We start from the raw sequence: 22480 nt of genomic DNA on the forward strand, positions 1-22480 counted from the left end.
ACTAGTGCATAATGTGGTTTGTGCTAGGAGAGTATCGGATCGAGGGGCGCCGCGCATCGGAGATCGCCGCGAGTGTGGAGCGCGGGGTCGGCACGGGCGCGTTGGAGCCGGGCGGACCGCTGCCGCCCATGCGGGAGTTGGCGGTCACGCTCGGGGTGAACCCGAACACCGTCGCGGCCGCGTACCGGACCCTGCGCGAGCGGGGCGTCATCGAGACGGACGGGCGGCGCGGCAGCCGGGTGCGGGCCAAGCCGGCCACCACGACGCGCGGGTCGATCCGGGTGGAGGCCCCGGCCGGGGTGCGGGACGTGAGTCAGGGCAATCCCGACGCGGCCCTGCTGCCCTCCCTGGGCGAGGCGCTCGCCGCGGCGGCGCGGCGGGAGTCCGAACGGCCCGGGATGTACGGCGAGGCCCCCGTGGACGCGGACTTCGCCCGGCTCGCTCGTGCCGCGCTGGACGCCGACGGCGTCCCCGACGGGCCCGTCGGCGTCGCCTCCGGCTCCCTCGACGCGATCGAGCGGGTGCTCGCCGTCCACCTCAGGCCCGGGGACGCGGTCGCGGTGGAGGATCCGGGCTGGGGGAGCCTGCTCGACCTCGTACCCGCGCTCGGCCTGCGGCCCGTCCCGGTCGCGGTCGACGACGACGGGCCGCGGCCGGAGGCGGTCGCCCGGGCGCTGCGGGAGGGCGCGCGGGCCTTGATCGTGACCGACCGCGCGCAGAACCCGACCGGCGCGGCCGTCGGCGCGGACCGCGCGACCGCGCTGCGCCGGGTGCTCGGCGACCACCCGGACGTCCTGCTCGTCGAGGACGACCACGGGCACGGGTTCGTCGGTCTCCCGCTGCATCCGCTGGCGGGGGCGACGCGCCACTGGGCGATGGTGCGGTCGGTGGCCAAGGCGTACGGCCCCGACCTGCGGATCGCCGCCTTCACCGGCGATCCGCTGACGGTCGACCGGGTCCTCGGGAGGCAGCGGCTCGGGCCGGGCTGGGTCAGCCGGCTGCTCCAGCGGGCCGTCGTGCACCTGTGGACCACGGGAGCCGTGGACACACCGGCCGTGGCGCGCGCCTACGGGGAGCGGCGCGACGGACTCGTGCGAGCCTTGGAGCAGCGCGGGATCGAGGCGCACGGGCGCAGCGGCATGAACGTCTGGGTGCCGGTCTCCGACGAGACGGGGGCGGTCACGCGTCTGCTCGCCGCCGGCTGGGCGGTGGCCCCGGGGGCCCGGTTCCGGATGGACGCCTCGCCGGCCGTCCGGCTCACCGTCTCCGGGCTGGCCCCGGCCGAGATCGACCGGCTGGCCGAGGCGGTCGCCGCCGCGGCGGGCCCGGCGCCCGCGCGCAGTTACGGCTGAGCGGCGTGTGACGGCCGGGGAGCCCCCGACCGTCGCCGCTCAGCCGTCCGCGGATCCACCCGCGGCGACGGTCACCTCGCCGGTGCCTCGCTCGCCGTGCACGCGGCGAGTGCGGGCTCCGGGGCGGCCGGGGGAGCGGCGACGGTCGGGGGAGCGGCGGACGCGGGCACCGCCTCCGGCCCTCCGGCCGTTCGGTCCCGCTTCCGGCCCGAGGTCCGGGTCTGGGTCAGGGCCGCGCCCGCCAGCACGATCACCGCGCCGACCGGGGTGTTCCAGGTGAGCCGCTCGTCCAGCAGGGCGACGCCCGCCGCCGTGGCGATGACCGGGATGAAGTACGTGACCATCGCCGCCGTGGTGGGCCCCACCTCGTCGACCACGCCGTACTGGAGGAGCATCGCGTACCCCGTGCCCAGCGCGCCGAGGGCGATCACGGCCAGCAGGGGCAGCAGCTCGACGGACGTCGGCAGCGAGGTGAACAGCGGGGTCACCACGGCCAGCTGCAGGGTGCCGAGCGCCACCTGGGAGCCGGCGAGGGACAGGTGGGAGACGCCGGTGCCGGCCAGGGTCCGGCGGACGTAGATCCAGCCGACCGCGTAGCTGGCGGAGGCGAGCAGGGCCAGCGAGGTGCCCGTGACGTCGAGACCGGAGAAGCCCTGCCAGGCGCCGAGGACGGTCAGCACGCCGACGAAGCCGATGCCCAGACCCGCCGCCCGGACCCTGGTCGGGCGGTCCTCGGAGAGGGCGACCATCGACAGGACCATCCCCCACAGCGGGGTCGTGGCGTTGCAGATGTCCGCGAGCGTCGAGGGGATCGTCAGCTCCGCGTAGGCGAAGAGCGAGAACGGCAGCGCGTTGAGCAGGAACGCGGCGACCGCGAGATGGCCCCAGGTGCGGGCGCCGCGCGGCAGGCGTTCGCGCTTGACCGCGATGGCGACGGCGAGCACGACCGTGCCGAAGAGGAGCCGCCCGAAGGTGACCTGGAAGGGCGCGAAGCCCTCGGTGCCGACCTTGATGAAGAGGAAGCTGAAGCCCCAGATCAGGGCCAGGACGCCGAAGCGGACGCGCCAGTTCAGCATGCGCGGGAGGCGGGCCGCGCGTGAGGTGCGGGGGAGGGGCCGGGGCGGGGTGGCGGAGCTCATGCTCCTCAGGGTGACTCCTCGGATCTCTTAGAACAAGCGAGAATTCCTGGAGGTGTCGCCGTAGTATCGCTTACATGTTGAATCTGGAGCGCCTGCGCACCCTGGACGCCGTCGCGCGGCACGGTTCGGTGAGCGGCGCGGCCGACGGGCTGCACGTGACCACCTCCGCCGTCTCGCAGCAGCTGTCGAAGCTGGAGCGGGAGATCGGCCAGCAGCTCCTCGCCAAGAACGGCCGGGGCGTGCGCCTCACCGACGCCGGTCTCCTTCTCGCGGAGCACGCGGCGCGGATCCTCTCGCAGGTGGAGCTGGCCCAGGCGGACATCGAGGCGCAGCGCGGACAAGTGGTGGGCGAGGTCCGGATCGCGGCCTTCCCGACGGCCGCGCGCGGCCTCTTCCCCCGGGCGCTCGGGGCCCTGCGCGTCGCCCACCCCGAGCTGCGCGTGAGGACCTCCGAGCTGGAGCCCGAGCGGGGCATCAGGGAGGTGCTGCGGGGCGACGCCGACCTCGCGATCGTCCTGGACTGGAGCAACAAGCGGGCACCGGTGCCCGGCGGCCTGGAGCGCGTCCATCTGCTCGACGACGCCGCGGACGTCGCGATGCCCGCGGGGCATCCGCTGGCGGGCCGCGAGGTGGTGGACCTGGAGGACTTCGGCGACGACGACTGGGTGTCCTGGCCGGAGGGGGAGTTCTGCCACGACTGGCTGATGTTCACCCTGCGCTCGCAGGGCATCGAACCGCGTATCGCCCACCTCGCCGGGGAGCACCACACCCAGCTGGCCCTGATCGCCGCCGGGTTCGGCGTCTGCGTCACCCCACGGCTCGGCCGCGGCCCGGCCCCGGAGGGCATCGCGTTCGTGCCGGTACGGCAGAAGATGAAGCGGCACATCTACGCGACCTGGCGCACCGACGCCGGCCGGCGCCCGTCCATCCGTGCCGCCGTCGAGGCGCTGCGGGCGGCCGGGACGCCGCTGAACAGCTGACGGCGGGGCGTCGTCCGTCCCCGGGACGCGGGTTCGGCCGGAAGGCGCCGGTCCCCGCCGGCCCGAGCCGGCCCGGACGGTGCCGCCCGTCCGGGCCGCTCACCCCCCCGGGCGCGGTCCCTCAGAGCCCGGCCAGTTTGCGGAAGTCCCACGAGGCGACCGCGTCCGGCGTCAGCTTCAGCCAGGCGTGCCGGCCGTCGTGCGGCATCGTGTCGAGGCCGAAGTTCTTGGCCGCGAAGAGCCTTTCCGGCACGTCGAGTTCGGCACAGGGCTCACCCGTCCGCGGGGCCTCCCCGACGAAGACCGCGGTGCCCGACAGCTCGGCGCCGCGCAGCTCGCCGTAATCCTCACCGTCGTCCACGACCACGGCGATCCGCGGATCGGCCCGCAGATCGGCCCAGCGCCGGCTGCGGGTGATCGAGTACAGCCACAGCGAGGTCCCGTCCCAGACGTACCAGAGCGCGCCGACGTGCGGGCGCCCGTCCGCGGAGACGGTCGCGACCCGGCAGGTCCGCTGTTCGGTGAGGAAGGTGTCGAGCTCGGCCGGGGTCATCATGATCCTGCGTCCGCGACGCTGTGCGACGGTCATCGTCCCGCCCCTCGTAGAGTTCTGATGAAGTGTCAGAAATCATGGAGGCTCTTCCCTCCGCAGGCAAGGGTGGTTACCCTCGCCCGCCCGGAGTGCGCAGAAGGGGAGGACCATGACCGGCAACGCCCAGTGGGAACGGCTCCAGGAGCAACTCGACCCCGCCACCACGGTACTGCTCACCGTCGAATGCCAGGAAGGGGTCGTCGGCCGGGCCGGAGCGCTGCCCGAACTCGCCGCCGCGGCCCGCGCGTCGGGCGCTCTGGGCCGGGTGGCCCGGCTGGTCGGGGCCGCGCACGAGGCCGACGTGCAGGTGATGCACGCCGTCGCCGAACGGCGGCCGGACGGGCGCGGGGCCAACGGCAACGCCCGGCTGTTCCGGGCCGCCGCCCGCCTGCCCGTGCAGCAGCACAGCGGCAGCACGGCCGTCCGGATCGCCGAACCCATCGAGGTCGCCGACCAGGACCTCGTCGTCCGCCGGCTGCACGGGCTCTCGCCCCTCGCCGGCACCGACGTCGACCCGCTGCTGCGCAACCTCGGCTGCCGGACCCTGGTCGTCACCGGGGTGTCGGCCAACGTCGCCATACCCAACGCCGTGTTCGACGCGGTCAACCTCGGCTACACCGTGGTCGTCCCCGGGGACGCCATCGCGGGGGTGCCGGCCGACTACACCCCCGCGATGATCCGTCACACGCTCGCGCTCGTCTCCACCGTCACCACCACCGAGGAGGTGCTGCGCTGCTGGAAGAGCCCGCGTCGCGTCACCCGTGCGTGATCGAGTCCCCTTCGACCTTGATCGGCGCCGGCGGCAGCGGGCTGGGGGCGGGGCCGCCCTTGACGCTGCCGTCCGAGGCGTCGAAGAGGCTCTGGTGACAGGGGCAGCTGATGACCCCGTCGCTGACGCCGCTGACGGCGCAGCCCTGATGGGTGCACTTCGAGGAGAAGGCCTTGAACTCGCCGGCCGTCGGCTGGGTGATCACCACGCCCTGGTCGGCGAACACCTTGCCGCCGCCCACCGGGATGTCCGCGGTCTTCGCGATCGGGCCGCCCCCCGCGCCGCCCGCTCCGCCGTCCGCCGCGCCCGTCGTCCCGCCCGAGCCGCCCGCCTTGTCGTCCGTGCCACCGCCGCAGGCGGTGAGCACCGCCACCACGCCCATGCCCCCCGCTGCCGAGACGACTGTCCGGCGTGCCACTGCGCTCATACCGTTCCCCTTGCGTTCCGTCCGCATCGACCTGATCACTGTGTCAGCAGAAGGTACGCGGACGGGAGCGGGAACGTTCATGCCCCCCGAAAGAAACCGGCGTCCGCCTGGTGCCGGCCGGACGCGCCGGCCCGCCCGGCGGTCCGCGCACTCTCCGATCAAGAGGCGGCTTCTCCCGATAGCCTGGGGAAATGCTTACAGAAGTGACGGCGACCCGCTATGTCACGCCCTTGCGTGAGGGCGGCTCGCTCCCCGGCATCGTCGAGGCCGACGATCTCGGTACGTACGTCATGAAGTTCACCGGCGCCGGACAGGGGCGCAAGACCCTGGTCGCCGAGGTCATCTGCGGACAGCTCGCCCGCCGCCTCGGCCTGCGCGTACCCGAACTGGCCTCCATCCAGCTCGACCCGGTCATCGGGCTGTCCGAACCGGACCAGGAGGTGCAGGAGCTGCTCAAGGCGAGCGGTGGCCTCAACCTGGGGATGGACTACCTGCCCGGCTCCCTCGGCTTCGACCCGCTGGCCTACGAGGTGGACCCCCGGGAGGCCGGCAAGGTCGTCTGGTTCGACGCGGTGATCAACAACGTCGACCGTTCGTGGCGCAACCCCAACATGCTGGTCTGGCACGGCGACCTGTGGCTCATCGACCACGGGGCCACGATGATCTGGCACCACAACTGGCCCGGCGCCCAGGCGTCCGCGGCCAAGCCGTACGACGCCTCGGACCACGCCCTCGCGCCCTTCGGGCCGGACGTCGCCGCCGCCGCGGCCGAACTCGCTCCGCTGGTCACCGAGGAGCTGCTCACCGAGGTCGCCGCCGACGTGCCCGACGAGTGGCTGGTCGACGAGCCCGGTTTCGACACCACCGACGCGCTGCGGCGCGCCTACGTGGAGGCGCTGCTCCCGCGTGCCGCCACGATCCACGAGCGGATCACCCTCGGCCCGCGCGCGGAGCGCCGGGTCTCGCAGGCCCCCGGCTGGCTGACCGACCACCTCACCGACTGGCCGCACCCCACCAAGAAGGACCGCACCGGCACGAGCGAGGGCGACGGACAGTGAGCAAGCGCGATGTCTTCGAGTACGCGCTGCTGCGCGTGGTGCCGCGCGTCGAGCGCGGCGAGTTCTTCAACGCGGGCGTGGTGGTCTACTGCCGTGCCCGGTCCTTCGTGGCCGCCCGTACCCATCTGGACGAGACCAAGCTGAAGGCGCTCGACGCGGGCGCGGACGTGATCGGCGTCCGGGCCGCGCTGCACGCGGTCGAGGGGGTCTGCCGCGGTGGCGACGACGCGGGGCAGGCGGCCCGTGACGACGCGGGACGGCGCTTCCGCTGGCTGATCGCCCCCCGCTCGACGGTCGTCCAGCCGGGTCCGGTGCACACCGGCCTGACCGAGGATCCCGCGGGCGAGGTCGAGAGACTGCTCGATCTGCTGGTGCGCTGACCGCCCGCGGAGGGGCCGCGGCCCCCGCGGGTGCGCCGTGGCGATCGGGCCGGATCGGCGGGACGCGCCCCGGGTCCGGCCGTGCCGCGCCCCGGCGCGCGGCGGAAGGTGATCGGGTGCACCCGGTGGGCCGTTGACACCGGGTGCCAGGGCTTCTAGCGTCTCGTCTACTGAAGGTACTAAGCGGTCGCTCATGTGCGGGACGTACCGGGCCGGCCGCATCCAGTCATGATCCAAGGGCGAGGAGAACCAGCATGTCCACCACCGAGCAGCGCGTGGCCGTCGTGACCGGCGGGGCGCGCGGTATTGGCGCCGCGACCGCGGTGCGCTTGGCCGCGGAGGGTCGCGCCGTCGCCGTACTCGACCTCGACGAGGCGGCCTGCAAGGACACCGTCGAGAAGATCACGGCGGCGGGCGGCACCGCCCTCGCCGTCGGCTGCGACGTCTCCGACAGCGCCCAGGTGGAGGCGGCCGTCGCGCGCGTCGCCGCCGAGCTCGGCGCCCCGACGATCCTCGTCAACAACGCGGGTGTGCTCCGCGACAACCTGCTCTTCAAGATGAGCGAGTCCGACTGGGACATCGTCATGAACGTCCACCTCAAGGGCGCGTTCCTGATGGCCAAGGCGTGCCAGAAGCACATGGTGGACGCGGGCTTCGGCCGGATCGTCTCGCTGTCGTCCTCCTCGGCGCTCGGCAACCGCGGCCAGGCCAACTACTCCGCGGTCAAGGCCGGCCTGCAGGGCCTGACCAAGACCCTCGCCAAGGAGCTCGGCAAGTTCGGCGTCACCGCCAACGCCGTCGCCCCCGGCTTCATCGTCACCGAGATGACCGCGCAGACCGCCGAGCGCGTCGGCATGGGCTTCGAGGAGTTCCAGGCGGCCGCCGCCTCCATGATCCCGGTGCAGCGCGTGGGCTACCCCGAGGACATCGCGAACGCCATCGCCTTCTTCACGGGCGACGACGCCGGCTTCGTCTCCGGCCAGGTCATGTACGTGGCCGGCGGCCCGCTCAACTGACGCCCGAGCGGAAAAGGAGACGAGCATGAGCAGCAAGGAGCTTCCGGAGCTGTCCGGCAAGGTCGCCCTGGTCACCGGCGCCAGCCGGGGCATCGGCTACGGCGTCGCCGAGGCGCTGGTCGCCCGCGGCGACCGCGTCTGCATCACCGGGCGGGGCGAGGAGGCGCTGAAGGAGGCCGTCGAGCGCCTGGGCGCCGACCGGGTGATCGCGGTGCCCGGCAAGGCCCACGACGAGGCCCACCAGGCCGCCGCGGTCGCGGCGACGATGGAGGCATTCGGCCGGGTCGACTTCCTGGTCAACAACGCCGGCACGAACCCGGTCTTCGGGCCGATGGCCGATCTCGACCTCGGTGTCGCCCGCAAGGTCTACGAGACCAATGTGATCTCGGCCCTCGGATTCGCGCAGCAGACCTGGCACGCCTGGCAGAAGAACCACGGCGGCGCGATCGTGAACATCGCCTCGATCGCCGGACTCGCCCCTTCGCCCTTCATCGGGGCGTACGGGATGAGCAAGGCGGCGATGGTCAATCTCACCCTCCAGCTGGCGCACGAATTCGCGCCCGTCGTCCGGGTCAACGCGATCGCCCCGGGCGTCGTGAAGACCAAGTTCGCCGAGGCGCTCTACGAGGGCCGCGAGGCGGAGGCGGCGGCCGCCTACCCGCTCGGCCGCCTCGGCGTGCCGGAGGACATCGGCGGCGCCGCCGCCTTCCTCACGTCCGACCAGTCGGACTGGATCACCGGCCAGACTCTGGTGGTCGACGGAGGGATTTTCCTCAACGCCGGTGTCGAGTGACCGATAACCGGACACTTTCCTGAATTCCTGACCGGATTGGCCCCGGTTGTTCGTTGAATGCCTCAAGTGCCCCGCCCGGGTCAAACATTGACCTGGCGGGGCGCTGCGGTATGGTCGGCCGACCCATGGCTGAACGAGGAGCGTGCACGTGTTCAACCGGACCAGTCTGCAGGCCGCTGCAGCCCTTGCGTCCATATCCCTGGTGTCCGGATGCAGCCTGATTTCGGGCGATGAACCCGCCGGGGAACAGAGAATCGTCATCGGTACGACGAGTTCTCCCACCACCCTCGATCCAGCCGCCGCGTGGGATAATTCCTGGGAGCTTTTCCGGAATGTCTTCCAGACGCTGGTGAGCTTCCCGACGGGTAGTACGACGCCACAGCCCGACGCCGCCGACTGCAAATTCAAGGACACGTCCAGCCAGGTCTACGAATGCACCCTCCACGAGGGGCTGAAGTTCTCCAACGGACACAATCTGGACGCCAAGGCGGTCCAGTACTCCATCGAGCGCATCCGGACGATCGACTTCGAGGGCGGCCCCAACGGCCTGCTCGGTTCGCTGGAGGAGATCGAGACCGTCGACGACCGCACCGTCGTCTTCAAGCTGAACAAGCCGGACGCGACCTTCCCCTTCGTCCTCGCCACGCCCGCCATGTCGCTGGTCGACCCGGCCGAGTACTCCGCCGACAAGATCCGCGAGGACGGCAAGCTGGTCGGCTCCGGCCCCTACGTCCTCGACGAGTACGAGGACGGCAGCAAGGCCGAGCTGACGAAGAACCCCAGCTACAAGGGATTCGCCGAACGCAAGAACGGCGGCGTGACCATCCGGTACTTCAAGGAGTCCGAGGCGATGGTCGGCGCGCTGAAGAAGAAGGAGATCGACGCCACCTACCGAGGTCTGACCTCGGAGGAGGTCATCGCCCTCCAGGACGACAAGCCGGAGAACGAGGGGCTGCAGCTCGTCGAGTCCCCCGGCTCGGACATCCGCTACCTCGTCTTCAACACGAAGGACGCGGCCGTCGCCAAGGCTCCCGTCCGCAAGGCCATCGCCCAGGTCGTCGACCGCAACGCGCTCGTCTCCAAGGTCTACCAGGGCACGGCCGAGCCTCTGTACTCGATGATCCCCAAGGGCATCGTCGGTCACACCACCGAGTTCCTCGACCGCTTCGGCGAGCCGAGCGTCGACAAGGCCCGCGCCATCCTGCGGGGTGCCGGGATCACCGAGCCCGTCCAGCTGACCTTCTGGTTCACCACCGACCGCTACGGCTCCGGCACGGCCCTGGAGTTCGCCGAGCTCAAGCGGCAGCTGGAGGAGTCCGGTCTCTTCAAGGTCGCCCTGCGCGGCAAGCCCTGGAAGGAGCTCCAGGCGGGCTTCAAGACCGGCAAGTACCCGGTGTTCGGCCGAGGCTGGTCTCCCGACTTCCCGGACCCGGACAACTTCATCGCTCCCTTCGTCGGCAAGAACAACGTGCTCCAGACGCCGTACGAGAGCCCGCGGATCACGCAGGAGCTGCTGCCGAAGTCCCGGCGCGAGAGCAACCGCGGCGCGGTCATGGACGAGTTCGAGTCGGCCGAGGAGATCATGGCCCAGGACGTCCGGCTGCTGCCGCTGTGGCAGGGCAAGCTCTACATCGCGGCCAGCGAGGACGTCGGCGGCGCCGAGCGCGCCCTCGACCCGCAGACGGTCATGCAGCTGTGGGAGCTGAGCCGCAGGACCAGCTGGTAGGACACCGCCCCGGACGCACGGAGGAGGGCGTTGTCAGTGGCCCCCGGTAGGTTCTTCTCTCGTAGAAGTGCTGTCCTACCGGAGGTTGTTGACGTGACCGACACCGACATGCTGCCCGAGTCCTGGAGCGGCGTCCTCGGCGAAGAGCTGGAGAAGCCGTACTTCAGGCAGCTCACCGAGTTCGTCGAGAAGGAGCGGGCCGGCGGACCGGTCTACCCGCCGCGCGACGAGGTGTTCGCGGCGCTCGCGGCGACCCCGTACGACAAGGTGAAGGTCCTGGTCCTCGGGCAGGACCCCTATCACGGCGAGGGACAGGGCCACGGCCTCTGCTTCTCCGTGCGGCCCGGTGTGAAGACCCCGCCGTCCCTGCGGAACATCTACAAGGAGATGCAGGCCGAGCTCGGCCACCCGGTCCCGGACAACGGCTACCTCATGCCGTGGGCCGAGCAGGGCGTCCTGCTGCTCAACGCGGTCCTCACGGTCCGCGCCGGCGAGGCCAACTCGCACAAGAACCAGGGCTGGGAGAAGTTCACCGACGCGGTGATCTCCGCCGTCGCGTCCCGGCCCGACCCCGCCGTCTTCGTGCTGTGGGGGGCGTACGCCCAGAAGAAGCTCCCGCTGATCGACCAGGACCGTCACGCCGTGGTGAAGGGCGCCCACCCCTCGCCGCTGTCGGCGAAGAAGTTCTTCGGCTCCCGCCCCTTCACCCAGATCGACGAGGCCATCGCGGCGCAGGGCCACGAGCCGATCGACTGGCGCATCCCGAACCTGGGCTGACGCCCTGCCGCCGGGCCGGTTCCCACCGCCGGGCGTCCCAGCCGGCCGGCGGTCCGGCCCGCGGCCGCCCGGCTGACAGGCCCGGCGGTGCCGCCCGAGCCTGTGCCGCATCGGCCGCGGCTGCGGCTAGCGTCGGTGCGACCCGACGGACAGCAGGTGGAGGCCGCAGTGACCGAGCAGCAGCAGATGTCGGACGACGGCCTCCTGACCAGGATCGGACAGGCGACGATGCTGCTCCACGGCGGGGACCGGGAGGAGGCGCGGAACCGCCTCGGCGAGCTGTGGGACCAGCTGGGCCCGGACGGCGACCCGCTGCACCGCTGCACGCTCGCCCACTACCTGGCGGACGCCCAGGACGACCCGGACGCGGAGCTGGCCTGGGACCTGCGGGCGCTGCTCGCGGCCGAGGGCCCGGGCGGCGAGGGGCCCGCCCGGGACGACGCCGCGGTCGCCCTGCGGGCCCTCCACCCCTCGCTCCACCTCAATCTGGCCGCCGACTACCTGAAGGTGCGGCGCCCCGACGCGGCCCGCGACCACCTGGACCGGGCACGCGCGGCCTCGGACGCCCTGGACGACGACGAGTACGGCGACGGGGTCCGCGCCGGGATCGAGCGTCTGGAGGTACGGCTCCGCTCCCTGTGACGGGCCCGGAGCCGCGCCGCGTGCGGCCGGTCGACCCGACGGGGGCGCCTCAGCGCCGGTACGTCCCCCGGCAGATCTTCGCCTGGTCGCTGTCGGGCCGCCAGCCGCCGTACCGCTCGCCCAGGTCGCAGACGTCGCCCCGGTGGCGGGGCGGCTTCGGCGGCGGGTGCTCCACGGCGGTGCGGTCGCGGGGCCCGTGCTGCTCGGGCACCGCCGACACGCGCCCCCTGCCGGGGTGCGCGGCCGGGCCGCCGGCGTTCCGTCGCTGTTCCCGCCCCTCCGGTGGGGCGCTGGGAGCCGGCCGGTCGGGCGGGGGAGCGGGAAGGGCCTCTTCGAGGGCCTCGCGGGCCGGCCCCTCGACGATCTGCGGCGCCGCGTCCTGAGTGGGGCGGCCGACGTCCCCGGGCGGCGCGGGGGCCACCGGGCGTGCCTCGACCGACACGCAGCCGGAGAGGGCGGCGACGGCCACCCCGACCAGGATCTTCACTGTGGTTCTCGTTCCGTGCACCCGCGCCACTCTGCTGCCCCGGCGGTGATCTTCACACCCCTACCCGCCGGGAATGCCTCGCACGGGTGACGGCGGCGGCGAGGGTGACCCGGGCCGCCCTCCGGCCGCCCGTCCCCCGACCCATTCGTTTGGCTGCCCGCGTCACTCCCCGCCGTCCAGCATGCCGCGGAGCAACTCCTCGAAGCCGGTGCGCAGTTCCGCGCGGCTCGGGACGGCGGAGTGGAACGAGCCCGCGGCGCAGGAGAACATCAGCCCCTCGCACCAGGCGATCAGGGACAGCGCGTGGCGCTCGGGGGCGGTGGAGCCGGCCTCCGTCATCAGCGCGATCACCGGTCCGTGGAACGCGGCGCCCGCGGTGTCGAAGAAGCTGCGCAGCTCGGGGCGGCGCGTGGCCTCCAGGGCAAGCTCGTAGCGGGAGACGAGCAGCGCCCGGTGGTCGGTGAGGTAGCGGTGCAGGGCCAGGGAGAAGGCGTCCAGCAGGGCCTCTCCGCCGCCGTCCCGGGCCGGCATCTCGTCCGGCGTCAGGACGGTCGCCTCCCGTTCGACCTGGCGTCGCACGGCCGTCTCCAGCAGGGCCTGGCGGGTGCGGGCGTGGTTGGAGGTCGAGCCCTGCGGGAGTCCCGCCCGCTCGTCCACGGCGCGATGGGTCAGTCCGCGCATGCCCCGCTCGACGAGCAGGTCGAGGGCGGCGTCGCCGATCCGCTCGGCACGCGAGGCGGCCGGGTCCGCGGGAGCGTGCGGAGCCGGGGGAGCGGTGGGGGCGCCGTCCGGGGAGCCGGGATGCGCGGGGGTGCGGGCGGTCATGGGGACAACCTACTACCGCCCCTACTACACCTGTAGTACGGTCAAGGTGTCACTACAGGTGTAGTAGCGAGGGAGAAGTCATGCACCAGCAACGGGCCGTCGTCATCGGCGCGGGCATCGGCGGACTCACAACCGCCGTGGCCCTGCACCAGCGCGGCCGGCACGTCACCGTCCTCGAACGCGCCGCGGCCCTCACCCCCGTCGGGGCCGGCATCGGCCTCGCCCCCAACGCCCAGCGCGCCCTCGACGTCCTCGGGCTCGGCGACCGTGTCCGCGCGCTCTCCGCCTGGCAGGGCGACGGCGGCATGCGCGCCCCCGACGGCCGTTGGCTCGCCCGGACCAGCGCCCGGGCCGCCGCCGCACGCTTCGGCGGCCCGCTGGTGCTCCTGCACCGCGCCACCCTCGTCGACCTCCTGGCCTCCGCCCTCCCCGACGGAACCGTGCGCACCGGCGTCACCGCCTCCCTGGCCGACCACGGCGACGACGACCGACCCGCCGTCGTCCGCACGGCCGACGGCGACATCGAGGCCGACCTGGTCATCGGCGCCGACGGCATCCACTCGGGCGTCCGCCGTGCCCTCTTCCCGGAGTACCCGGGGCCGCGCTACTCCGGATCCACCACCTGGCGCGTCGTCGTCCCCGCGCCCGAACGGCCCTTCCTCCCGCACGAGACCTGGGGTCCCGGCCGCCTCTGGGGAACCCAACCGCTCAAGGACGGCCGGACCTACGCCTACGCCATGGCCGCCGCACCGGCGGGCGCGCACGCACCCGACGACGAGAAGGCCGAACTCCTGCGGCTCTTCGGCGACTGGCACCACCCCGTCCCCGAGATCCTCGCGGCCGTCGCGCCCGAGGACGTCCTGCGCCACGACGTCCACCACATGCCCGAACCGCTGCCCGCCTTCCACCGCGGCCGGGTGGCACTGCTCGGCGACGCCGCCCACGCCATGCAGCCCACCCTCGGCCAGGGCGGCAACCAGGCGATCGAGGACGCCGTCGTGCTCGCCCACCACGCCGGCCGCGGACTCCCGGCCGGCGAGGCGCTGGCGGCGTACACGGCCGATCGACTGCCGCGCACCACCGCGATGGTGCGCAAGGCCGCCCGGACCGGTCGGCTGGCCCTGCTCTCCGCCGGTCCCGCCGTCGCCCTGCGCAACTCCCTCGTCGCCGCCGTCTCCCGCTTCGGGCCCGGGCTCGTCCTGCGCGGCTTCGACGGCATCGCCGACTGGCGGCCACCGGCCACCGTCGGCCTGCCCGCGTATGCTGACCGGCGCGAACGGCGCACGGCCGACGCGCGACGGCGTACCAGCAACAGCTAGGGAGAACCCCCGTGAAGGTCGGCTGCATCGGACTCGGCGACATCGCGCAGAAGGCCTATCTGCCGGTCCTGGCCGCCCTTCCCGGAGTCGAGCTGCACCTCCAGACGCGGACGCCGGCCACCCTGGAGCGGGTCGCCGCCGTCCACCACGTCCCGGCCGCCCGCCGGCACACCGACCTCGACTCGCTGCTGGAGGCGGGCCTCGACGCCGCGTTCGTCCACGCCCCGACCGCCGCGCACGCCGAGATCACCACCCGCCTCCTGCGGGCCGGTGTACCGACCTACGTCGACAAGCCGCTCGCCTACGACTACGACGACTCCGTGCGACTGGTCGAGCTCGCCGAGGAGCGCGGCGTCGGTCTGGCGGTCGGCTTCAACCGCCGCCTCGCGCCCGGCTACGCCCAGTGCGCCGAGCACCCGCGCGAGTTGATCCTCCTGCAGAAGAACCGCGTCGGCCTGCCCGAGGACCCGCGGACCTTCGTCCTGGACGACTTCATCCACGTCGTCGACACCCTGCGCTTCCTGCTGCCGGGCGTGGTCGAGCACGTGGACGTACGAGCCCGCGTCCGCGACGGCCTGATGCACCACGTCGTGCTCCAGCTCTCCGGCGACGGCTTCACCGCCATCGGCATGATGAACCGGATGAACGGCTCCACCGAGGAGATCCTGGAGGTCTCGGGCCAGGACACCAAGCGCCAGGTCCTCAACCTCGCCGACATCGTGGACCACAAGGGCCAGCCGACCGTCCGCCGACGCGGTGACTGGGTGCCCGTCGCGCGCCAGCGCGGCATCGAACAGGCCGTGCTCGCCTTCCTCGACGCCGTCCGGGCGGGCGAAGTCCTCAGCGCGCGCGACGCGTTGCTGACCCACGAGCTGTGCGAGCGCGTGGTCCGCGAGGCTCTGACCCAGGCATCCTGAGCGAGCCCGCGCCCTCGACGGCACCGGCCACCGCCAGCACGGCCAGCGCGCCGTACAGGGGCCAGTCGCCGAAGCGGACGTAGACGGTGGAGCCCCGCGCGAGCGGGACCTCGTGGACGGCGACGGCGCTCCGGTCGGTGCCCAGGGGCGCGCCGACGCGGGCGCCGTCCGGGCCGTACACGGCGCTGACGCCGGTCAGCGTCGCGTGCACCACCGGTCGGCCCGTCTCCGCCGCGCGCAGCGCCGCCAGCGAGGCGTGCTGCGCCGGCGCCCAGCTGTGCTGGAAGGTCGAGGTCGCCGACTGCGTGACCAGCAGCTCGGCGCCGCTCCTGGCCAGCCGCCGGCTCATGTCAGGGAACGCCGACTCGAAGCAGACCAGCGGGCCGATCCGCAGCCCCGGACGGCCGTCCTCGGCCGGCAGGTTCATCACCACCGCCTCGGTGCCCCGGCGCCGGTCCTCGCCCGCCGCCTTGCCGACCGAGGTCGCCCAGCCCAGCACCGCACGGGCCGGGACGTACTCGCCGAACGGCACCAGCCGCATCTTGTCGTACCGGTCCCCGGTCGGCCCCTCGGCGTCGATCAGCACGCTGCTCTTGAAGATGCCGGGCCGGTCGGCGCGGCGCGCGTCCACGTTCACCAGGATCGGGGCGTCCACCGCCCGCGAGAGCGCGGTCAGCCGGGCGGCCAGCTCGGGGCGGGCGGTCAGGTCGGCCCCGACGCTGCTCTCCCCCCACACCACCAGATCGACGTCCCGGCCCACCAGCGTGCGGGTGAGTTCCTCGCCCCGGGCGAAACGGCGTTCCGCCCCGCCGGAGCCGTCGAACACGCCCGGCTGGACGACGGCCACCCGGACCGTGCCCCGCTCGGACGGCGGCCCCACGCCCCACCACAGCAGACCCGTCGTGAGCGCGCACACCACGAGCGCCGCCACCATGGTGAGCCGCACGGCGGCCACCGACACCAGCAGGGCCGCGGCGGTGTTGGCCGCCACCACCAGCAGGCTCACCAGCCAGACACCGCCGACCGAGGCAAGCCGAAGGGCCGGCTCCACCTGCCACTGGCTCGCGCCGAGGAGCCCCCATGGCCCGCCCAGACCCTCCCAGGAGCGGGCGAGTTCGATCACCAGCCAGCCGGCGGGGACCACGACGAGCGCGGCGGCGGCCCGGACCGCGGACGGCTCGTACCCGAGCATCACGCGGACCAGCCACCCCCAGGGCAGCCACAGCAGCCCGAGCAGTGCGGCCAGGACGAAGAGGAAGACGTGCAGGCTCGGCAGCAGCCAGTGGTGCATGGCCAGCATGAACCCCAGCCCGCCCAGCCAGCCCTCCAGCGCCGCCCGGCGCGCGGTCGGGGCGGTGCGCAGCAGCAGCATCCACGGCACGAGCGCGACGTAGGCGAACCACCACAGACCGGGTGCGGGGAACGCGAGGGCGGGCAGGGCACCGGCCCCGACCGCACCGGCGGCCCGGGCGGCGCGCGCCCGGCGCGCGGCCCGCCCCGCCGCGTCCGGAGCCCCGGCCCCGCCGCCGCCGACGTCGTCCGCGGAACCCGCTTCGGGCCCCGGCCCGCCGTCTGCCGCGCCCCGCGTCCCGCGCCGGCCGAACGGAACCCGCATACCGCGCCTCCCGGTGTCGCCTCCAGTGTGACCGGAGTGCGCGGGACCTGCTACGACCGCCGCCACTTCTCCCGTACGGTCACCGAGCGGAGCCGCCATCCGGCGTCCGTCCGGCGCAGAACGAACGAGTACCGGCCGCCGCAGACGAAGTCCTCGCCGGACTCGAACCGCATCGGGTTCACGTAGTCGGCCTCGACCTCCGCGCTGTCGCCGGGATAGCCGCCGAGGTCCTGGATGCGGACCCGCCGGTTCACGATCAGGTGCTGGCGTACGGGGAAGAGCCGCATCGTCTCCTCGAGCCAGTCGGCGACCTCGGCCGCCGGCCCCTCCACACCTCCGGAACCGCGGTAGTCGGCGCGGCCGTCGCGGGTGAACAGCGCCCGGTAGCCGGTCCAGTCGGAATCGTCCACGGCCACCGCGTATCCGGTGACCACGTCGTCGATGGCCAAGCGGTCCATCACGGTCGCGAGATCCACGCGCTGTGTCATCGGATCAGTGTCGGCCAGCGAAGGCGCGGGGCCAAGAGCCGCGCGGGAATGGCAGCGGCGGATACCGGTCATACTTCTGGGATGCGCATCGACTTCGATCCCGACCGCAGCGACCGGAACGCCTTCTACCGGTTGCTCACCGCCACTGTGGTGCCCCGGCCGATCGCCTGGATCTCCACGACCGCGGCGGACGGGACGGACAACCTCGCCCCGCACTCCTTCTTCACGATCGCCTCGGTGACGCCGCCGGTCGTCCAGTTCACCTCGGTGGGCCGCAAGGACTCGCTGCGCAACATCGAGGACACGGGTGCGTTCGTCGTCAACCTGTCCCCGGAGCCGCTCTTCGAGCAGATCAACGCCACGGCGACGGACTTCCCGCGCGGGGTGAGCGAGTTCGACGCATGCGGCGTGCGGCGCGAGCCGAGCCTGCGGGTCGGGCCGCCGCGGGTGGCGGACGCTCCGGTGGCCCTGGAGTGCGAGCTGCACAGCACCGTGCGGATCGGCGACTCGACCGTCGTCTTCGGCCGGGTGGTGCACGCGGCGGTCGACGAGTCGGTCATGGTCGACGGCCACCCCGAGATCACCCGGATGCGGCCGCTGGCCCGTCTCGGCAAGAACGAGTGGGGCACGCTGGGCGGCGTCCGGGAACTCGCCCGGGTGCCGTACCAGGCGTAGCGACGTACCGGTACCGGCGGCGCGACCCCGGCCCTCCCGGCGGGATCCCGCCCGTCCCGGGGGGTGCGTGGGCCCTGGGCCTGGGCCCTCGTGCGCCCTGGGCCTGGGCCCTACGCGGCCTCCCAGCGGTGCGGGCGCCCTCCCCGCCACTCCACCAGGTGAGGGTCGTCCAGGATCATGTCGGCGTCCTCGAGCCCGGCCCGGCGCAGGAACTCGACGAGGTCGGTGTCGTTGTGCGCGAGGCCCACGATCGTCCCGCGGACGGTGACGCGCCGGCCGCCGCCGGGGGAGGGGCGGTGGACGACGACGGGTGCTTGCCATGCCATGGTTCCAGGGTGCTTCGGCTCGCCGGATCCCGCCCGGCGGCCGCGGCGGTGCCGCTTCGCACGGGGTGTGAACGGAACGCCTCGACCCGCATGCCGCACACGCTCGCGGACGGCGGGCCGACACGCGAGGATCGTCCTGTCCGTCCGGGTGGGTACGACCGAGAAGAGTCGCCGGATCAACCCCCCGAGTCCGGCGACCCGTCCCGATCTGGCGTGGTCTCCGGTCACCGCCCGGACGGGCGACGAGCCGGTCCGCACCCCGGTGGCCGCCGGCCGTGGGCGGGCGCCCCGCGGGCGCCGCGGCCGGGGCCGGGCCGTCGGGCGCGTCAGCCGGCCGACTCGCCCGCGTGCGGGCTCAGGACGTCCGTGCCGACCAGGACGAACAGCAGGATGCCCAGCAGGATCCGGTAGATCACGAACGGCATGAACGACTTCGTGGTGATGAACTTCATGAACCACGCGATCACCGCGTAGCCCACGACGAAGGCGATGAGCGTCGCGAAGATCGTCGGCCCCCAGGACACGTGCCCCTCGCCGGCGTCCTTCAGCTCGAAGACCCCGGAGGCCAGCACGGCGGGGATGGCCAGCAGGAACGAGTACCGGGCCGCCGCCTCGCGGGTGTACCCCATCAGCAGGCCGCCGGAGATCGTCGCACCGGAGCGGGAGACGCCGGGGATCAGTGCCATCGCCTGGCAGGCGCCGTAGATCAGGCCGTCCCGGACGCCGAGGTCCTTGAGCGTCTTGCGCTCGCGGATCGCCCGGTGGCGGCCGCCGATCTCGTCCCGGGCGGCGAGCCGGTCCGCGACGCCGAGGACGATGCCCATCACGATCAGGGTGGTGGCGATCAGCCGCAGGTCCCGGAACGGGCCCTCGATCTGGTCCTTGAACGTGACGCCCAGGACGCCGATCGGGATCGAGCCCACGATGACCAGCCAGCCCATCTGGGCGTCGTGGTCGCCGCGCATCGACTTGTCGCGCAGCGAGGCGAACCAGGCCGTGACGATCCGCGCGATGTCCTTGCGGAAGTAGATCAGGACGGCGGTCTCCGTCCCGATCTGCGTGATCGCGGTGAAGGCGGCGCCCGGGTCCTCCCAGCCCGCGAAGGCGGCGGTGAGCCGCAGATGCGCGCTGGAGGAGATGGGTAGGAACTCCGTCAGCCCCTGGACGAGTCCGAGGATGAACGATTCGAACCAACTCATGGGGCTGGGGCTCTCCTTTGGATCTTGCCGGGCTCGTGGGGCCGGTACGCGCCGGTCCCCACTCACTGATCCGGCCTGATCCCGACGAGAGGCCCTGGGGCCTTCCCGATGCGCTCGTGCGGTCGGTGGAGGGTCGCGGTGCGGTCACGCCGAAGGCCGTGCCCGTGGCTCACGCGGGGGCACGCGAGGTCACGGCGCACGGCCGTGGCGGTGGGATCGGAGATCCCCCGCCGGTCGGTGCGCAGCGTACCTTCCCAAGATGACGAGCCCGTTCCCAGGTCCGGGACGGGGTGTCCCCGGGGGCGGACCGTCCGGGCGGTCAGCCCTCGACCGGGCCCGCCGTCGTCCAGCCGGGTGCCTGCACGTGCGGGGTGAGGCTCGCGGCGTCCGCTTCGTCGCCGCAGTGCGCGCACACGACGCGGGGGATCAGCACCTCGCCGCAGCGGTGCTCCAGGAGGACCGGCCGGACCGTCCGGTCCAGATGCCGGTCGCCCCAGCTCATCAGCGTGAGCAGAACCGGCTGCAGCTCCGCGCCCGCCGGTGTCGTCCGGTACTCGAAACGCTGCGGACGGTCGCTGTACGGCACCTTCTCCAGGATCCCGGCCTCGACGAGCCGCTTCAGACGCGCGGTGAGGACGTCCCGCGGGGCTCCGGTGTTACGGGCGATCCGGTCGAAGCGGCGCACGCCGAGCGAGATCTCGCGCAGCACGAGGAGCGCGTACTTCTCGCCGACCAGGGCGAGGGCGTCGGCGATGGAGCAGGGGCGGGGAGCGGCCTTCATGAGCCCAGGGTAAGGCAGTTCACCGAGAGGGTTTGAAATTCCAACTCACTCGGTTATGTTACTCGCGAGTGTTGGTCCAGTTTTCCAACTCAGGAGTCGTGTCATGCGAGACGCCGTCATCGTCGAAGCCGTCCGGACGCCCATCGGCAAGGGCAAGGCGGGCGGAGCCCTCTCCGACGTCCATCCCGTCGCCCTCCTCTCCCACACCCTCGGCGCGCTGATCGAGCGCGCCGGCATCGACCCGGCCCTCGTCGACGACGTGATCGGCGGCACCGTCGACCAGGTCGGCGAGCAGGCCATGAACACCACCCGGTACGCCTGGCTCGGCGCCGGGCTGCCCGAGTCCGTGCCCGCCACCACCGTCGACCGGCAGTGCGGCTCCTCCCAGCAGGCCGTGCACTTCGCCGCCCAGGGCGTGCTCTCGGGCGCGTACGACATCGCCGTGGCCTGCGGGGTCGAGTCGATGAGCCGCGTCCCGATGTGGTCCAACGTGCCGCCCGGTGCGGATCCCTTCGGGCCCGGCGTCGCCGAGCGCTACCCCGAGGGCCTGGTCCCGCAGGGCATCAGCGCGGAGCTCATCGCCGCGAAGTGGTCCCTCGGCCGCGAGGCCATGGACGCGTTCGCCGCCGCCTCGCACGCCAAGGCGGCGCGCGGCTGGGAGGCCGGGCTCTTCGACGCGGAGGTCGTGCCGTACGGCGACGTCCGCCGCGACGAGTCGGTGCGGCCCGCGACCACGCCCGAGATCCTGGCGGGACTCCGCCCGGCCTTCAGCGACCCGGTCTTCGCCGAGCGCTTCCCCCAGATCGAGTGGTCGGTGACCGCCGGCAACAGCAGCCCGACGAACGACGGAGCCTCGGCCGTCCTCGTCATGGCGGCCGAGACCGCGGAACGGCTCGGCCTGCGCCCGCTCGCCCGGCTGCACAGCTTCGCGGTGACCGGGTCGGACCCGCTGCTCATGCTGACCGGGGTCATCCCCGCGACCGAGAAGGTGCTGCGCCGGGCGGGGCTGGACATCGGCGACATCGACCTCTTCGAGATCAACGAGGCGTTCGCCAGCGTCGTACTCGCCTGGCAGCAGGAGACGGGCGCCGACCCGGCCAAGGTCAACGTCCACGGCGGCGCGATCGCGCTGGGCCACCCGCTCGGCGCCAGCGGCACCCGCCTGACGACCACGCTGGTGCACGCGCTGCGGGCGCGGGGCGCCCGCTACGGCCTCCAGGCCATGTGCGAGGCGGGCGGCCTGGCGAACGCGATGATCGTCGAGGCGCTGTAGGCCGGCGGTCTTCCCGGGCCGGTGGTCTTCCCGGGCCGGAGGAGACCACCGGGACGAGACGCCCCCCGGGCAGGTCCTAGTTGTCGGCCGGCCCCGCCGCGCCCACCAGGGCCCTGGCCGGTTCCGGTGCGGCGGGGGCCGGGGCCGGCGCTCGCAGGCCGTGCCGTTTGCGCCAGGCGACGACCGCCGCGGCCAGGCCGGACACCACGATGAACCCCGTCGAGATCAGGAAGGCGGGAGAGGTCGGCGAGCCGGCCTCGCTGCCCGCCACCACGTACGCGGCGGTGTTCGGGATCGACCCGAGGCCCGTGGCCAGCAGGAACGGGACGTATCCCATACGGGACACCGCCGCGCAGTAGTTGGCCGCGGCGAAGGGCACACCGGGGAAGAGCCGGATCGCCAGCATCGACCGGAAGCCGTGCCGGCTGAGGACCCCGTCCGCCGCCTTCAGCCACCGGCCGCGCAGCAGGGGCCGCAGCGCGTCCTGGCCCAGCACCCGGCCGAGCGTGAAGGAGATGCCCGCCCCCAGCACCGTCCCGGCCACCGCCGCGACCAGCCCGGCCTGGGTGCCGAACAGCGCACCCGCCGCCAGGTTCAGGATCGGCCGCGGCACGAAAGCGGCGGTGCACACGCCGTACGCGAGACCGAACAGCATCACGGCGCCCGCGCCCGCCACCTGTGGGGGCCAGCCCTCGGCCAGCAGCCGCTGCGGCTCGTACAGCACCACCGTCGTCGCCGCGCCCAGGAGCAGCACGGCGAGCAGGGACAGGCGGGACCAGGGCGACAGCAGGCTCCGGGAGCAACGGAGCGCGAGGGAGACCGGCGGCCGGACGACGGGGTCGGACATCCGGGGAGAGTAACCGACGAGCCCGTGTGATCGCCGTAACGTCCGTCATGCCCGCGCGACCGCACGCCTACAGTGAC

The 22480-nt window shown here is 73.2% G+C and carries 25 protein-coding genes; 14 read left to right on the plus strand and 11 right to left on the minus strand.

Annotation, left to right across the window (positions count from 1 at the left end):
• Positions 1 to 20 precede the first annotated feature (20 nt).
• Positions 21 to 1352: an aminotransferase class I/II-fold pyridoxal phosphate-dependent enzyme gene (locus ACGFZF_RS24625; RefSeq protein WP_393557356.1), complete on the plus strand. Its 1332-nt coding sequence runs from the start codon at positions 21 to 23 to the stop codon at positions 1350 to 1352.
• A 71-nt stretch (positions 1353 to 1423) separates the two neighbouring features.
• Here ACGFZF_RS24625 and ACGFZF_RS24630 read toward each other — a convergent pair whose 3' ends face one another.
• Positions 1424 to 2491 carry a DMT family transporter gene (locus ACGFZF_RS24630; protein WP_393557358.1) on the minus strand — a complete coding sequence of 356 codons (1068 nt, stop codon included), beginning with the start codon at positions 2489 to 2491 and terminating at the stop codon, positions 1424 to 1426.
• 74 nt (positions 2492 to 2565) lie between these two features.
• Between ACGFZF_RS24630 and ACGFZF_RS24635 the strand changes: the two genes are divergently transcribed.
• On the plus strand, positions 2566 to 3471 hold the full coding sequence (locus ACGFZF_RS24635; protein WP_356602561.1) for a LysR substrate-binding domain-containing protein: 906 nt from the start codon (positions 2566 to 2568) through the stop codon (positions 3469 to 3471).
• A 121-nt stretch (positions 3472 to 3592) separates the two neighbouring features.
• Here ACGFZF_RS24635 and ACGFZF_RS24640 read toward each other — a convergent pair whose 3' ends face one another.
• A complete protein-coding gene (locus ACGFZF_RS24640) occupies positions 3593 to 4060 on the minus strand; it encodes a pyridoxamine 5'-phosphate oxidase family protein (protein WP_393557361.1) in 468 nt (155 codons plus the stop codon).
• A 112-nt stretch (positions 4061 to 4172) separates the two neighbouring features.
• Between ACGFZF_RS24640 and ACGFZF_RS24645 the strand changes: the two genes are divergently transcribed.
• Complete coding sequence (locus tag ACGFZF_RS24645; protein ID WP_393557363.1) at positions 4173 to 4832, plus strand: cysteine hydrolase; 660 nt, start codon at positions 4173 to 4175, stop codon at positions 4830 to 4832.
• Here the strand turns inward: ACGFZF_RS24645 and ACGFZF_RS24650 are convergent.
• Positions 4819 to 5259: a Rieske (2Fe-2S) protein gene (locus tag ACGFZF_RS24650; protein WP_356602555.1), complete on the minus strand. Its 441-nt coding sequence runs from the start codon at positions 5257 to 5259 to the stop codon at positions 4819 to 4821. The two genes, ACGFZF_RS24645 and ACGFZF_RS24650, sit on opposite strands and share 14 nt — an antisense overlap.
• 191 nt (positions 5260 to 5450) lie before the next feature.
• On the opposite strand from ACGFZF_RS24650, the gene ACGFZF_RS24655 reads away from it, so the two are divergent.
• The 7 genes from ACGFZF_RS24655 (at position 5451) to ACGFZF_RS24685 (ending at position 11651) form a co-directional block, all read left to right on the plus strand.
• Positions 5451 to 6317 (plus strand): HipA family kinase, encoded by an 867-nt coding sequence (locus ACGFZF_RS24655; protein ID WP_393557365.1) that lies wholly within the window; start codon positions 5451 to 5453, stop codon positions 6315 to 6317.
• Positions 6314 to 6697 carry a DUF3037 domain-containing protein gene (locus ACGFZF_RS24660; protein ID WP_147976993.1) on the plus strand — a complete coding sequence of 128 codons (384 nt, stop codon included), beginning with the start codon at positions 6314 to 6316 and terminating at the stop codon, positions 6695 to 6697. The genes ACGFZF_RS24655 and ACGFZF_RS24660 overlap by 4 nt, the downstream gene beginning before the upstream one ends.
• A 254-nt stretch (positions 6698 to 6951) precedes the next feature.
• Positions 6952 to 7713, plus strand: coding sequence for a 3-oxoacyl-ACP reductase FabG (gene fabG, locus ACGFZF_RS24665; RefSeq protein WP_147976992.1), 762 nt, complete (start codon positions 6952 to 6954; stop codon positions 7711 to 7713).
• Between the two features lie 25 nt (positions 7714 to 7738).
• Positions 7739 to 8506, plus strand: coding sequence for an SDR family oxidoreductase (locus ACGFZF_RS24670; protein WP_393557368.1), 768 nt, complete (start codon positions 7739 to 7741; stop codon positions 8504 to 8506).
• Positions 8507 to 8654: 148 nt separating this feature from the next.
• Entirely contained in the window at positions 8655 to 10232 is a 1578-nt protein-coding gene (locus ACGFZF_RS24675; protein ID WP_393557370.1) for an ABC transporter substrate-binding protein, read from the plus strand.
• 93 nt (positions 10233 to 10325) lie between these two features.
• Entirely contained in the window at positions 10326 to 11009 is a 684-nt protein-coding gene (ung, locus tag ACGFZF_RS24680) for a uracil-DNA glycosylase (RefSeq protein ID WP_393557372.1), read from the plus strand.
• 168 nt (positions 11010 to 11177) lie between these two features.
• Complete coding sequence (locus ACGFZF_RS24685; RefSeq protein ID WP_393557374.1) at positions 11178 to 11651, plus strand: hypothetical protein; 474 nt, start codon at positions 11178 to 11180, stop codon at positions 11649 to 11651.
• A 49-nt stretch (positions 11652 to 11700) separates the two neighbouring features.
• On the opposite strand, the gene ACGFZF_RS24690 is transcribed toward ACGFZF_RS24685, so the two are convergent.
• Positions 11701 to 12159: a hypothetical protein gene (locus ACGFZF_RS24690; RefSeq protein ID WP_393557376.1), complete on the minus strand. Its 459-nt coding sequence runs from the start codon at positions 12157 to 12159 to the stop codon at positions 11701 to 11703.
• 141 nt (positions 12160 to 12300) lie between these two features.
• Positions 12301 to 12963 carry a TetR/AcrR family transcriptional regulator gene (locus ACGFZF_RS24695; RefSeq protein ID WP_393557378.1) on the minus strand — a complete coding sequence of 221 codons (663 nt, stop codon included), beginning with the start codon at positions 12961 to 12963 and terminating at the stop codon, positions 12301 to 12303.
• An 80-nt stretch (positions 12964 to 13043) separates the two neighbouring features.
• On the opposite strand from ACGFZF_RS24695, the gene ACGFZF_RS24700 reads away from it, so the two are divergent.
• On the plus strand, positions 13044 to 14282 hold the full coding sequence (locus tag ACGFZF_RS24700) for an FAD-dependent monooxygenase (protein ID WP_393557380.1): 1239 nt from the start codon (positions 13044 to 13046) through the stop codon (positions 14280 to 14282).
• A gap of 11 nt (positions 14283 to 14293) precedes the next feature.
• Complete coding sequence (locus ACGFZF_RS24705; protein WP_393557382.1) at positions 14294 to 15199, plus strand: Gfo/Idh/MocA family protein; 906 nt, start codon at positions 14294 to 14296, stop codon at positions 15197 to 15199.
• Here ACGFZF_RS24705 and lnt read toward each other — a convergent pair.
• Together lnt and ACGFZF_RS24715 are read right to left on the minus strand one after the other, a co-directional pair.
• Entirely contained in the window at positions 15123 to 16814 is a 1692-nt protein-coding gene (gene lnt, locus ACGFZF_RS24710; protein ID WP_393557384.1) for an apolipoprotein N-acyltransferase, read from the minus strand. The genes ACGFZF_RS24705 and lnt overlap by 77 nt on opposite strands.
• 50 nt (positions 16815 to 16864) lie before the next feature.
• The gene (locus tag ACGFZF_RS24715; protein ID WP_393557386.1) at positions 16865 to 17302 is read right to left on the minus strand and encodes a nuclear transport factor 2 family protein; all 438 of its coding nucleotides are present in this window, start codon (positions 17300 to 17302) and stop codon (positions 16865 to 16867) included.
• Positions 17303 to 17383: 81 nt separating this feature from the next.
• Here ACGFZF_RS24715 and ACGFZF_RS24720 point away from each other — a divergent pair, with 81 nt between their 5' ends.
• Positions 17384 to 17977, plus strand: coding sequence for a flavin reductase family protein (locus ACGFZF_RS24720; protein ID WP_393557388.1), 594 nt, complete (start codon positions 17384 to 17386; stop codon positions 17975 to 17977).
• A 110-nt stretch (positions 17978 to 18087) separates the two neighbouring features.
• On the opposite strand, the gene ACGFZF_RS24725 is transcribed toward ACGFZF_RS24720, so the two are convergent.
• The 3 genes from ACGFZF_RS24725 to ACGFZF_RS24735 form a co-directional block, all read right to left on the minus strand.
• On the minus strand, positions 18088 to 18303 hold the full coding sequence (locus ACGFZF_RS24725; protein WP_356602527.1) for a hypothetical protein: 216 nt from the start codon (positions 18301 to 18303) through the stop codon (positions 18088 to 18090).
• Positions 18304 to 18629: 326 nt separating this feature from the next.
• Positions 18630 to 19502 carry an undecaprenyl-diphosphate phosphatase gene (locus ACGFZF_RS24730; RefSeq protein WP_356602525.1) on the minus strand — a complete coding sequence of 291 codons (873 nt, stop codon included), beginning with the start codon at positions 19500 to 19502 and terminating at the stop codon, positions 18630 to 18632.
• 319 nt (positions 19503 to 19821) lie between these two features.
• Positions 19822 to 20283 carry a winged helix-turn-helix transcriptional regulator gene (locus tag ACGFZF_RS24735; RefSeq protein ID WP_393557391.1) on the minus strand — a complete coding sequence of 154 codons (462 nt, stop codon included), beginning with the start codon at positions 20281 to 20283 and terminating at the stop codon, positions 19822 to 19824.
• Between the two features lie 103 nt (positions 20284 to 20386).
• Here ACGFZF_RS24735 and ACGFZF_RS24740 point away from each other — a divergent pair, with 103 nt between their 5' ends.
• Entirely contained in the window at positions 20387 to 21556 is a 1170-nt protein-coding gene (locus ACGFZF_RS24740; RefSeq protein ID WP_393557393.1) for a thiolase family protein, read from the plus strand.
• 76 nt (positions 21557 to 21632) lie between these two features.
• On the opposite strand, the gene ACGFZF_RS24745 is transcribed toward ACGFZF_RS24740, so the two are convergent.
• A complete protein-coding gene (locus ACGFZF_RS24745) occupies positions 21633 to 22403 on the minus strand; it encodes a TVP38/TMEM64 family protein (protein ID WP_393557394.1) in 771 nt (256 codons plus the stop codon).
• Positions 22404 to 22480: the final 77 nt, after the last annotated feature.

The sequence above is a fragment of the Streptomyces sp. NPDC048338 genome (assembly GCF_043201055.1).
In the GTDB taxonomy this organism is placed as follows: Bacteria; Actinomycetota; Actinomycetes; order Streptomycetales; family Streptomycetaceae; genus Streptomyces.